Consider the following 12,120-nt stretch of genomic DNA (forward strand, 5'->3'; position numbering starts at 1 on the left):
AAAAACGCTCATGAGAGGTGTCATTCTGCCCACAGCGGGAACAGACCCCTATCACAGGTGACGGCAGTCAAGGTAACAGCGCGTCTAGTGGCGCCCCGGCGAGAGTGCGGAGATCAGCTCAGGCTACGCACGGTCTCAAGCAAGGCTGCGTTGACCTCGACGCCGCGCTCCCCGGCGCGTTGGCGATGGGTATTGCGGCCATCGCCTGGAAGCCTCGCGCCCTCCTGCGCGTGGATAGACTCGACAAGGCAGCGCAGCTTGTCGGCGTAGCCACCAGCGGAACTTACCTGCGGATCAATGGCGATGAATACTTGACCGGTGCGCGGCGGCCCGCCTGCGGTGCCGGAGAACGGGCTGGCCTGGGTGCCTAGGTTCGCTCCGGTCATTGCCGCCGCGAGCAGTTCGACCAGCAGCGCGATCCCAACGCCCTTATAGCCCCCCGAGGGCACCATGGACCCCTTGAGCCCGGCTGCCGGATCCGTGGTCGGTTGTCCGGCCTCGTCCAGTACCCAGCCTTCGGGCACCGAGCGGCCTTCTCGGGCGTATTTCATCACCTCGCTTTTGGCGATCGTGCTGGCGGACTGGTCGATCAGAAGGGCGGCGCTGTCGTGCTCACCCGTGCCTGTGGCCGGGGCAGCAATGGAAATCGGATTCGTCCCGACCACCGGCGTGGCCCCGCCCGAGGGCGCGATCGAGGCGGGCGCATTGGTAAAGCCGAGCCCGAGCAGGCCGGCCTCAGCAAGGCGCCGGGTGTGCACGCCCAGAACCCCGCAATTGTAGGAATTGTTTACCGCCAGCAGGGCGATGCCCATGTCTCGGGCCAGCGGGATCAGCTGTTCAAAGCCCTGGTCGATCGCCGCATGGGCAAATCCGGTGGCGGCATCGGCGCAAATGACGGCGGGACGTGGCTGCGACAGGATCGGGATGGCGGTGCCGTCCACCTTGCCGCAGACCACATGCTGCGCGTAGATCGGGATATAGGCCAACCCATGGGAAGCGACGCCATCGGCCTCGGTCATGGCGGTGGCCACGGCCAGCGGCCGGGCGTTCTGCGGTGATGTGCCAGCCTTGACCAGCGCACGAAAGGCAAGGTCTTCGATGGCACCCAAGGAGAGGGTTTCAGTGGCGGTCATTGCGGATCTTTCTTCTGCTAGGGTTTGGGGCGGCGACGGGAGAGAGACACCGGGCGGTCAGTCATTGTCGCTGAGCCCGGCCCCGGCGCCGCGCAGGCGGCTTTCTTCGGTTGCCGGGGCAAAGGTTCGCTGCGCAAAGGTCGACAGCCGTCGCCAGCTCTGGTCGGAGACCTCGGCGCGCAGCACCTGTTCGCGGCGTCCGGTCATCTCTGCCGGGGTCCCAAAGCAGATATGCGCGGTCATCGGCGCTTGGAGCGTGGCGCTTTCACCTTGCAGGCAAAGCTGCCGCCCGTCCGTGGCCACTCGGGCCCCATCCCATTCTGCCATCACTGGATGCTTGAGGCGCAGCGCCGCCCCGGCCATGAATGGCACGGTCAACAACGGGACGCAGATGTTCTCCATCGCGATGGTGCCACGCTCCAACAACCGCATCGCGCAGTCGCTGAGCGATGCACCCGCGATCAGCGGGCTCATGCGACGCGCGGGAGCATGCCAGACGGGCGCGCGCAGGGACACGGGCGAGACATCGATAGGCGGGATGCGGTCGTTCATTTCCAAGAGATCCGCTAACAGGTCGGTGCCGGGAAAACCGAATGCCGACAGCCAGCGGGTGCCTTTGGCCGCCTCTTCCGCGAGACCCCAGGACAGACCTGCACCGCGCGCCGCGCGTTTGCTCATGGCTTCGATTTCATTAAGGGAGTGGCTCATGCGTGGCCCTCCGGTAAAGTGGGGTAGACCCAGAGATCGGCGGTCTCCGGCGACAATTCGCAAGGCAGCGGGGCGTTGCCATACATGCAGATGCGTACCCAGCGATCAGAGCGCGGATCGAATTTGGTCGCACCGAAGAACGCCAGCTTGCACCGCAGCATGTCTATCGGCATCACCCGGTCGGAAATCGTGTTGTCGCGAATTTCCGCATAAGGCGCGCGGCCCACGATTTGGACCCGGCGCAGCACGTGCCGGTGCTCGGGATGGCGCAGGATGAATTCGGCAATTTGCGCCTCGTCCGGCCAGTGTTTCAGCGCCGCATGCAGCAGGGCGGCATCGCGGCCCGGAGCAAGCGGCTGTTCATAGGCTTCGATCGGCTCCTCGAACCGTTCGCCAAGGCGCGGTTCCAGCTTTTCCTCGGACACGTACCAGGCGCGGGCCTTGTTGCCCGGCTCCGACCAGTCTGTCTCTATGGCCCAGGCATAGATCCGGTCCAGCAAGTTGCGCAAATCCCTGATCGACATGGCGCCGGCGATGCGGAACGTGGCAGTGTTGTCGGCAGACATGGTGGCGGCCAGATCATCCACCAGTGTCCCGTAGGGTTCCAGCATCAGAGAGGCGATCCATTCCTGCCCTTCCAGCGACAGGGTGGTCTCGGCCCAGTGGTAGAGTGTATCCCATGGGGTGGGCGCCGACAGATCCGCCCGCTCCAGGTAGCCGCGCAACTGGTCGATGTCGTCCCTCAGCGCCTTTAGTTTGCCCAACTGAACCGGGTGTTCGGAGTGCCAGCTGTTGACCAGCTGCACAGCGCGGTCGAACAGGTCGCGAAACAGGGCAATGTCCACAGGGCTGGCCTGATCGAGGCCGCGCACCCGGCTGAGGGCAGTCTCCCGTGCGGCGATCCAGTTGTTGAACAGCACCGGGTGGTTCAGCAGGAAGGGGGCCATGCCAAGCCCGGTGGAATTGCCGATCCCCATCGAACGCGCCAGTTCGGGTGCAAGGGTCGCGGCGGTCTTGCCCAACCGCGCGGCGCGGCAATCCGCCATATGTTGTACAAGGTCGGTGACGAACCAGCGGGTCAGGTAGACCGAGAGCATCTCGGCCTGAAACGGCACCCGGAATTCGGGGCGGTCGGCGATCATCTCGCGATCTGCCGCGCCCAACTTGCCGGAGCCGTAAACTGCGGTGGTGCGCATCAGGTAGCCGACGGCGTCGATCTGTACCGCGTCGGGCTGCTGTCCGGCGGCCAGCGCGGTCACCACATGCTCCCACAGCCGCACCGAGCGGTTGGCGCGAGAGACCGAAAGCTCGCTGCCGGTGACGCGGCCTGCTTCCTGCAGGGGGATATTCTGTGCCAGCCGCGCGATGTCCTCAGGCGTCGGGATACCGTCAAACAGGGTGAAGGTCGCGTCCCAGGCGTCGGCGATCACCCGGTCGGAGCGTTTCTCCGGCGGCAGGTCATGCGCAAAGGCGATAAGCGAATAAGCGCGGTCAGGTGTGTGGGCAGTATAGACTGCATGGCCCTCACCGCGCTCGTTGATCTCGAACACTGTTTGTTCGAAGCGCCAACCTTCGCGCGCCATGCGGCGGGTTAGGATCCGCATGAACGACAGGCGGAACTGGTGGATCGAGCCGAGGCGCGCGAGGCGCATTACCAGATCTGGATCACGGGCGGGAACGTCGGTCATGCGGTCGAGCCTTTAAAATGGGTGTGCGTCGATAGAGTCCGTGTGTATGTCGACCGGAGCACCTCCAGCCAGGATAGACGCCCGGGCACGCAGGTGCGCCCGGGCAAAGGTTCAGCTTTCTTTGCCTTTAGCTAGCGTGATGCGCAGCGCATCCCAGAGCGAGGGCAGCAGGAGCAGCGACACCGGCACCGCCGTTACCACGATGAAGCTCTGTAGCTTGGAGACACCGCCAGACCCGACGGAGATCAGGATCACCGCCATGACACCCATGGCAACGCCCCAGAACACCCGCACGGCTGTGGGCGGCGTGTCGTCGCGGCTCATGGTGGCGGAGATCACATAGCTCATGGAATCGCCGGTGGTGGCCACAAAGATGGTGGTCAGGATCAGGAAAAGGACCGAGATCACAAAGCCCATCGGCAAGTTGGTGGTGATCGCCAGCAGAGCGGCGGGCAGGTTGAAGCCTTCGAAGGCGGCAGAGATGGTGCCGGGTTCCGCCAGTTCCATCGCGATGCCGGTGCCGCCGACAATGGTGAACCAGAAATTGGTCACGATCGGTGCAATCACCGAGAGCATGAGGATGATCGAGCGGATAGAACGCCCACGGGAGACTCGGGCGATAAACATCGCCATCAGCGGTCCGTAACCCATGAACCAGCCCCAGAAAAACACTGTCCACCAACCAAGCCAGCCGGGATCGCCGAACACGCCCGCTTCACCGCGGAACAGGGCCATCTGGAAGAAATTGCCGACATAGGTGCCAAATCCGGAAAAGAACGAGCCGAAGATGAACGTGGTCGGCCCGGCTACCAGCACGAACAGCAGCAAGAGAGCAGCCAGCACAACGTTGATCTTTGAAAGCATCTGGATGCCACGCGACAAACCGGTCATTGCGGAGATGGTATAGATCGTGACCAATCCGGCGATGACCGCGAACTGAGTGGCAAAGCTGTCGGGCAGACCAAAGAGATCACTAAAACCATAGCTGACTTGCAGACCAAGAAAGCCGATCGGCCCGACGGTCCCGGCCACCACCGCGATGATGGAAGATGCGTCAGCAATCAGCCCGATGGGGCCGTGGATCGCCTTGTCGCCGAACACCGGGTAGAGCAGTGTACGAGGCGCGAGTGGCAGTCCCTTTTCATAGTGGTAATGCATCAGCATCACCGTGGTCAGCGAGCCGAGGATGGCCCAGGCAAGGAACCCCCAGTGCATGAAGCTCTGCGCGATCGCCGGGTTCACCGCGGCCTCTGTCGCGCCTTTGGCGCCATAAAGCGGCGGCGAATAGAGGAAATGGGCAATCGGCTCTCCCGCCGCCCAGAAGACGCCCCCGCCCGCAAGCAGGGTGCACATGATCATCGACCCCCACTGGAAGGTGGTGAATTCCGGTGCCGTAAGCCCGCCCATGATCGCCCGCCCGCCAGGCAGAACGCACAGCACCAGCCCGATCAGGAAGGTCGCCAGCAGCAGCACCTGCCAATACAGCCCAAAGTAGGTGGCCGCGATGTTGAACCCCCAGTCGACCGCTGCCGAGAGCGCGTCGAGGTTGATCAGCGCCGCCAGGCAGAACAGTGCGATAAAACCGCCGGAGATCAGGAACAGCGGCACGTTCACGCGGCTGTCCTTTTTGATTTCGTCTTGTGTTGCGTCGGACATAAGTCCCTCCCGTTGTCCGCCCGTGCCGCGTCTGCCGCGCGGGCAAGTTGTCCTCTTCGACCGGTTATGTTGTTGTTTTGGGGCCAAAGTTTTCAGAAAAGAAGCGATACCAGTTGCCGCCCATGATGCCGCCCACCTCCGCCTCGCTCAGGCCGGTGGCGCGCAAGCCGCGCTCGATATTGGAAAAGTCGCGGTTATCGCGGAACCATTCGGGCATGTCCGGGAAACCAGGCGCGGATTTTGACCCCTCGCCATAGTCGATTTCTTTGGTCCAGCGGCCCACGCGCATCCATTCCACCACGCTGTCGGGCTGGTCCTGACACAGGTCGGTGCCGATCCCGAGATGCGTCGCGCCGAACCGTTCGGCGGTGCGGGCCACCATTTCGCAGAAGTCCTGCAAGCTGCATTCCGATTTGCCCTTCAGGTGATGCGGGTAGACCGAAAAGCCGAACATGCCGCCGTTTTCCGTAACCGCACGGATGACGTCGTCGCGCTTGTTGCGCAGCGCCGGGGCCCAAGCATGCGGGTTGGCATGGGTGATTGCGATGGGCCGGTCGGAATGGTCTGCCGCCGCGATGGTGGAGCGATCGCCGGAATGGCTCATGTCCACCACCAGGCCGACACGATTCATCTCCCGCACCACCTGCTTGCCCATGCGGGTCAGCCCGGTGTCCTCGTCCTCGTAGCAGCCCGAGGCCAGCAGCGACTGGTTGTTGTAGGTCAGCTGCATGAAGCGGGCGCCCAGGGTGTGTACGATCTCCACTAGGCTGATATCATCCTCGATCGGACTTGGGTTCTGGAATCCGAAGAACACGGCCGTGCGTTCGGTGGCTCGGGCGGTGTCGATATCGGCGGCTGTCTGCCCCTTGAGGATCAGATCCGGAAATTGCTCGAACCAGCGGTTCCATTTCTCAAAGTTGAGCACCGCTTCGCGGAAATTCTCGTGGTAGGCGATGGTGACATGGATCGCGTCCACGCCACCTTCGCGCAGCTGCCGGAAGATCTTTTCCGACCAGTTGGCATATTGCAGGCCGTCGATCCGCATTACACAGGCCCGGCGCTGATGTAGGCGGTCTTGACCGTGGTGTAGAACTCTGCCGCGGCCTTGCCCTGTTCGCGCGGCCCGTAAGAGCTGTCACCGCGCCCGCCAAAGGGCACGTGGTAGTCGGTGCCCGCCGTCGGCAGGTTCACGGTCACCACGCCGGTACGTGCGTTGCGGCGGAAATGGGTGGCGCAGGCGAGCGAGCGGGTCACGATGCCCGATGTCAGGCCGAAGTTGGTGTCATTCACCACCGACAGCGCCTCGTCATAGCTTGCGACCTTGATGACCGAGGTCAGCGGCGCGAACATCTCTTCGCGGTTGATGCGCATCTGGTTGGTGGTGTTCAGGAACACGCCCGGCGACATGTAGAAGCCCTCGGTTGCCCTCTCCAGCCGCTGGCCGCCGCAGGCCAGTTCCGCGCCCTCGGAACGGCCAAGATCCACATAGGCGAGGTTGTCGGTCAGTTGCTGCTTGCTCACCACCGGGCCCATCTGGGTGCCGTGCTCCAGCGCATGGCCGACCGTCATCGCTTGGGTGCCGGCTACCAGTTTCTCAACAAAGGCATCGTGCACGGCCTCATGGACCACAAGGCGCGAAGACGCGGTGCATTTCTGACCGGTGCCGCCGAATGCGCCGCCAACGGCCAGCGTCACAGCCAGGTCCAGATCCGCGTCGTCCATCACCGCCAGCGCGTTCTTGGAGCCCATTTCCATCTGCACCTTGGTCAGGTTCTGGATTGCCGCCGCCGCGATGCCCTTGCCCACCGGCACCGAGCCGGTAAAGGAAATCGCGTCGATCTGCGGGCTTTCAACAAGCCTCTGGCCGATGCTGCGGCCAGCGCCCATAACGAGGCTGAACAGCCCCCGGGGAATATCCTGGCGCGCGATAATCTCGGTCAGGGCCACGGCAGAGGCCGGGGTCACATTGGCCGGTTTCCACACCACGGCATTGCCATAGCACAGCGCCGGCGCGATCTTCCACGCGGCGGTGGCGGTGGGGAAATTCCACGGGCTGATGATCGCCACGGTGCCGACGGGTTCGCGGCGCACGTCGATTTCCACACCAGCACGAACGGAGTCGGCGTTCTCGCCCAACTGGCGCAGGCATTCGGCAGCGTAGTAGGTAAAGAACTGACCGGCGCGATAGATCTCGCCCCTGCCCTCGGCCAGCGGTTTGCCTTCTTCGCGCGAGAGCAACGTGCCGAGTTCTTCGGCCCGGGTCATCAGCTCGGTGCCGATCGCCATCAGCACCGCCTGTTTGCGTTCCATCCCGTAAGCGGCCCATTCCTGCTGCGCGCTGCGGGCATGCGCCAGCGTCGCATCAAGCTGATCGCTGCTGGCCTGGGCAAACAGCCCGACCAGATCGGAGAGGTCGGAGGGATTGCGGTTCTCGATCTCGCCTTCGCCAGCCTGCCATTCGCCTGCAATCAGGTTCTTTTGAATCTCTCTCATGGATGTCTTGCCTCGTCAGGAGTCCGTTTTCTCCGGTATGGACTCGCTGATTTCATTCAGGCAAACTTAAAGTTCTTAAGTAAATTTCAGATTTGCTGAAATTCAGGAGCAAAACCATGCTCAAAATTGAGACTTTGCGCGCCTATGTGACCGTGGCCCGCAGCGGCAACCTGAGCGACGCGGCAGAGGTTCTGGGCAGAACTCCCTCGGCCCTGTCGATGATGTTGAAACAGCTAGAGGCGCATCTGGACGAACCGCTGTTCGAGACGGATCGGAAGAACCGGCTGACGGCCTTGGGCGCTTTTGTGCTCGAGCAGGCGGAGCGGGAGGTTCAGCATTTCGACACCACCGTGCGCGCCATCGAGGGATATGCCCGCGCCGTCTACGGGCGGGTGCGGATCGCAACCGTGCCCTCGGTTGCAGGCACCATCATTCCGCAGGTGTTTTCGCGCTACATCAACGACTTCGGGGAGGTGGACGTCGAGGTTCGCGACATGGACTCCAGCTCTATCCGGCATGAGCTGTCGCGCAATCGTATAGACATTGGCATTGCCACCAAGGGCAAACATGATGCGGGGCTTCACAGCGAGTTGCTGTTGTCGGACGAGTTTGGGGTGATCTGCGCACCTGACCATCCACTGGCGCAGCAGGATGGGCCAGTGAGCTGGGCAGAGCTGGCCGAACATCGCCTGATTGCCAACAGCCTCTCGGCCGGGATCGAAGCGGCCGCTGCGCGGGACCTGCATGCGCAGGCGCTACTGACGGCGCAGAACCTGACCTCGATCTTTGGCATGCTGCGCGCGAAAATCGGGGTCACACTGCTGCCGGAAATGGCCATATCGGCTGCAGCTGTGGGTGAACTGGTGTTTCGTCCGCTAGCGGATGCGACGGCGCGGCGCGAAATTCACCTGCTGCGTAAGGCCGATTCGTCTATCTCGCCCGCGGCACGCTTTCTGGAAGAATGCATCAAAGAGACGGTGGCGACGTTGCAGGTCGGGTCGGAGGCCGCTCTTGATGCTGCGCGCCTGTCAGACGCGCCCTGAACCGTGCCTCAACCGCTCTCCTATGTGGATCGTTGCAGACCCACCTTGGCAAATTGATGCCGTCGGGGGCGTTTACATCATCAAAGCCAACACAGCTAGGGTCAGAATTCACTGATTTCGGCCACGCTGCGTGTTTCACGCGCCGGAAAACAGAGCGGTGATTATGAGCGGTTTTTTTTGGCTGTCCGACGAGCAAATGGCACGTCTGGAACCTTTTTATCCGAAGTCTCATGGCAAGCCTCGAGTTGAAGATAAGTGTGTTTTAAGCGGGTATTATCTTCATCAACCGCAATGGGTTAAGGTGGCGCGATGCTCCTAGCGCCTATGGCCCTCACAGTTGAAGGGGACCGTGGCTCCGGAAACATTCTACAGTCGCTGGAAGCGCTGGAGTGAGACATGTGTTTTCGCTTGGATGATGGTGGGGCTGCCCTAGGGTCAGGATGCATTGATTTCTGTTGCGCTGCGTGATTCACGCTTCCGAAAACGGAGCGATGACATGAGCGATCTCTTCTGGCTGACCGACGCGCAGATGGCACGTCTGGCTCCCTTCTTTCCCAAGTCACACGGGAAGCCCCGGGTTGATGACAAGCGGGTGCTGAGCGGGATTATCTTCATCAATCGCAATGGCTTGCGGTGGCGTGACGCTCCTGCTGCATATGGCCCGCACAAGACGCTCTACAGCCGCTGGAAGCGCTGGAGCGAGAAAGGCATCTTCGCGCGGATGATGGCCGGACTGGCGGCGGAACACGGCGAGAAGACGACCGTGATGATCGACGCGACATACCTCAAGGCCCACCGAACAGCGACCAGCATGGCCGCCAAAAAGGGGGGCGTGGTCGCCTGATTGGTCGAACCAAAGGCGGTATGAACACCAAGCTGCATGCCATCTGCGACAGTCAGGGACGACCAATCGACCTGTTCGTCACCGCCGGACAGGTCAGCGATTATATCGGCGCACGCGCGCTGCTCAGTGGTCTGCCAAACGTCAAATGGCTACTCGGGGATCGTGGCTATGACGCCGATTGGTTCAGAGAAGCGTTGCTGGACAAGGGGATACGCGCCTGTATCCCAGGCCGGAAGAAACGCAAGACACCGATCAAATACGACAAAAGGAGACACAAGCGGCGCAACCGCATCGAGATCATGTTCGGCAGGCTCAAGGACTGGCGGCGCGTCGCGACCCGCTATGATCGATGCCCGAAGGTGTTCCTCTCAGCCATCGCCCTCGCGGCTCTCGTCATTTACTGGTTATGAATCCTGACCCTAAGAAGCCCGATATACATCAGGAATCGCGACCTCCGATGTAGAGCCAAAACAGACCGTTGCAATTAGGCGGGGTCCACATACCTCCATACAGGTCATTCGGGTCAGGGACCCGAGGGGTGAGATACCGCGCCCCACTCAAGTGAAAGTGGAGCGCCGATGCTCGGTGTTATTACGCTAGCCCTTTGCCAAATGGAGCGGTGTTGGTGCTGCCATAGTGCGAGCGGAAGACGCTATTTTGCTAACTACATCGTTCAGTCACAGCTGAATTCCACCAAGACGCCGGTATGCGGGAGCCATCGGTGTGTGAAATCTGCGTTTTCAGTTTCTGTGTCACGAAGCGCACACGCTAAATGACGGGATAAATGGCTGAAACACACCGATAGTTAATAACTTTCGTGGAGAAATATCTCAGAGTGTGTTGCTGTAGATTTGCGCTGGTATGGTAGATCTACCTTGATGAGGTGCCTACATGACGTCAGCTAATGTTCAGGAACGTAAGATTTCCTCTCTTCATGTTCTGGTAGTCAGTCTATCCTTGATGATGACCATCGGAGCTTGGTTGTATTCCAAGCAGCAGGTAAATCTTCAGATTGAGTCTCGTTTTGAGGCCTCAAAAAACCGCACAATAGATCTCATTGTAGACCGAATGTCGCGGTACGAGGACGCTCTCTGGTCGGGGGTTGCCCACGTCGATACGTTAGGCGCGGATGTCACCGCAGCAAGCTGGAAGCACTTCGCGTCCTCTCTCAACATTGCGGAAAAATATCCTGGTGTGAATGGCATCGGCCTTATCCAGTTCGTGGATAGACAGAACCTCCAAGCCTATATGACTGCGCGGGAAAGCGAGGAGAGAGACTTCTCAATTTTCCCTGAACATGACCTCGATTTCTTGCTGCCGATCACCTTTATCGAGCCCGAAAACATCAATGCCGCTGCAGTCGGGCTGGACGTTGCCCATGAAACCAACAGACGAACCGGTCTCCTGGCAAGCAGAGACTCTGGTGGAGCACAGATTACTGGTCCGATTTTCCTCGTGCAGGATAGCGGTCATACACCTGGCTTTCTCTTCTACACGCCGTTCTACTCAGGCGCAGCACCAACATCTTTGAGCGAGCGTAGAGACCGTTTTGCAGGCGTGGTCTATGCGCCCTTTGTGGTGCGCAAGCTCGTCGAAGGACTGCTCTCCAAGGACCTCCGCGATGTCCGTTTCAGCCTACGCGATGGCGAACAGCTTATTTACAATGAACATGATCCGGACGAACCCCTTCACGACGACGCTCCATTGTTCACAGATACAGTCGAGTTGGACATGTACGGCCGGATATGGACAGTCGATGTGAGGACCAATCAGGCTTTCAGGGCGCAAAACAGTTTTGATCAGCCGAACTTGATCCTCGCAGGAGGATTGATCATCGAGATTCTGGTGATCTCCATGCTGGTAATGCTAACTCGTTCAAATCAACAGGCACATCGTTATGCCGAGGAGCTCACCAAGGAGCTTCGGACGAAGACCGACCACCTTGAAAAGGCGAATGCCGAAATTGAGCAATTTGTCTATGTTGCCTCTCATGATCTGAAAACGCCAGTGCGAGGGATAGGTTTCCTGGCAGATGTGATAGAAGAAGACCTTGAGGAAATAATTGGCCCGCTTGCGAAACACCCGGAAATCAAATCTCAAATAGACATGATTCGAGAACGAGTTAGTCGAATGAACGACCTCACCAAGGGGATTATGGAGTTCTCGCGCGTTGGGCATCGCGATAGTGACGCTGGAGAGCACTTGTCGGTGAGCAAACTTATCGAAGATTGCGTTGCCGATTTTGAAGTTGATGCCACTACAGTGCAGTGCAGTTCGGATGTAGAGTTTATACGCTATGACAGTCACAACTTTCGGCGTGTCATGGAAAATCTCATTGGCAACGCGCTGAAGTATCACCCTAACCCGCGCATTGCCAGAATAGAGGTTTCGATTGAAGATCTCGGAGAGCACCTGCGCGTCGCTGTCAAAGACGACGGAGATGGAATTCCCGCAGAGTTTCATGAAAAAATATTCGACGTTTTTCAGACCCTTAGGGTGGGATCTGGACCGGAGAGCACGGGGATTGGTCTTGCGATTGTGAAGAAGGCCATTCA

General features: G+C 60.3%; 9 protein-coding genes and 1 pseudogene. 4 read left to right on the forward strand and 6 right to left on the reverse strand.

All coding sequences use genetic code 11. From position 1 onward, the window contains the following. Positions 1-113 precede the first annotated feature (113 nt). The 6 genes from R0J92_RS16105 to R0J92_RS16130 form a co-directional block, all read right to left on the reverse strand. Complete coding sequence (locus R0J92_RS16105; protein WP_106164984.1) at positions 114-1,133, reverse strand: Ldh family oxidoreductase; 1,020 nt, start codon at positions 1,131-1,133, stop codon at positions 114-116. Positions 1,134-1,190: 57 nt separating this feature from the next. Then, positions 1,191-1,841 (reverse strand): DUF3726 domain-containing protein, encoded by a 651-nt coding sequence (locus tag R0J92_RS16110; protein WP_106164983.1) that lies wholly within the window; start codon positions 1,839-1,841, stop codon positions 1,191-1,193. Further along, positions 1,838-3,529, reverse strand: coding sequence for a hypothetical protein (locus R0J92_RS16115; protein WP_411052382.1), 1,692 nt, complete (start codon positions 3,527-3,529; stop codon positions 1,838-1,840). Before R0J92_RS16115 ends, R0J92_RS16110 begins: the two co-directional genes overlap by 4 nt. Positions 3,530-3,640: 111 nt before the next feature. Next, positions 3,641-5,185, reverse strand: a complete 1,545-nt coding sequence (locus tag R0J92_RS16120; RefSeq protein WP_411052383.1) for a BCCT family transporter — start codon at positions 5,183-5,185, stop codon at positions 3,641-3,643. 64 nt (positions 5,186-5,249) lie between these two features. Continuing rightward, positions 5,250-6,230 carry a membrane dipeptidase gene (locus tag R0J92_RS16125; protein WP_411052384.1) on the reverse strand — a complete coding sequence of 327 codons (981 nt, stop codon included), beginning with the start codon at positions 6,228-6,230 and terminating at the stop codon, positions 5,250-5,252. After that, positions 6,230-7,678 carry an aldehyde dehydrogenase family protein gene (locus R0J92_RS16130; protein WP_106164979.1) on the reverse strand — a complete coding sequence of 483 codons (1,449 nt, stop codon included), beginning with the start codon at positions 7,676-7,678 and terminating at the stop codon, positions 6,230-6,232. The genes R0J92_RS16125 and R0J92_RS16130 overlap by 1 nt, the downstream gene beginning before the upstream one ends. A 116-nt stretch (positions 7,679-7,794) precedes the next feature. Between R0J92_RS16130 and R0J92_RS16135 the strand changes: the two genes are divergently transcribed. The 4 genes and pseudogenes from R0J92_RS16135 to R0J92_RS16150 all read left to right on the forward strand — a co-directional run. Next, entirely contained in the window at positions 7,795-8,721 is a 927-nt protein-coding gene (locus R0J92_RS16135) for a LysR family transcriptional regulator (RefSeq protein WP_106164978.1), read from the forward strand. Between the two features lie 163 nt (positions 8,722-8,884). Further along, positions 8,885-9,148: pseudogene (locus tag R0J92_RS16140) on the forward strand (transposase); the annotation flags it as partial. Positions 9,149-9,217: 69 nt separating this feature from the next. Beyond that, positions 9,218-9,975 (forward strand): IS5-like element ISPso2 family transposase gene (locus R0J92_RS16145; RefSeq protein ID WP_411052385.1). Its coding sequence is split into 2 segments (ribosomal slippage): positions 9,218-9,542 and positions 9,542-9,975, totalling 759 coding nucleotides; the frame shifts between segments, so codons are not numbered across the junction. Between the two features lie 481 nt (positions 9,976-10,456). After that, positions 10,457-12,120 (forward strand): CHASE domain-containing protein (locus tag R0J92_RS16150; protein ID WP_411052386.1); only part of this gene is annotated, 1,664 nt, incomplete at its 3' end.

The sequence above is a fragment of the Tritonibacter sp. SIMBA_163 genome, assembly GCF_046535935.1.
Lineage (GTDB): Bacteria > Pseudomonadota > Alphaproteobacteria > Rhodobacterales > Rhodobacteraceae > Epibacterium > Epibacterium scottomollicae.

What these genes read in the sequence shown, in the direction of transcription:
- R0J92_RS16105 (WP_106164984.1), bottom strand. Translation starts at nt 1,133, where the DNA reads ATGACCGCCACTGAAACCCTCTCCTTGGGTGCCATCGAAGACCTTGCC.
- R0J92_RS16110 (WP_106164983.1), bottom strand. Translation starts at nt 1,841, where the DNA reads ATGAGCCACTCCCTTAATGAAATCGAAGCCATGAGCAAACGCGCGGCG.
- R0J92_RS16115 (WP_411052382.1), bottom strand. Translation starts at nt 3,529, where the DNA reads ATGACCGACGTTCCCGCCCGTGATCCAGATCTGGTAATGCGCCTCGCG.
- R0J92_RS16120 (WP_411052383.1), bottom strand. Translation starts at nt 5,185, where the DNA reads ATGTCCGACGCAACACAAGACGAAATCAAAAAGGACAGCCGCGTGAAC.
- R0J92_RS16125 (WP_411052384.1), bottom strand. Translation starts at nt 6,230, where the DNA reads ATGCGGATCGACGGCCTGCAATATGCCAACTGGTCGGAAAAGATCTTC.
- R0J92_RS16130 (WP_106164979.1), bottom strand. Translation starts at nt 7,678, where the DNA reads ATGAGAGAGATTCAAAAGAACCTGATTGCAGGCGAATGGCAGGCTGGC.
- R0J92_RS16135 (WP_106164978.1), top strand. Translation starts at nt 7,795, where the DNA reads ATGCTCAAAATTGAGACTTTGCGCGCCTATGTGACCGTGGCCCGCAGC.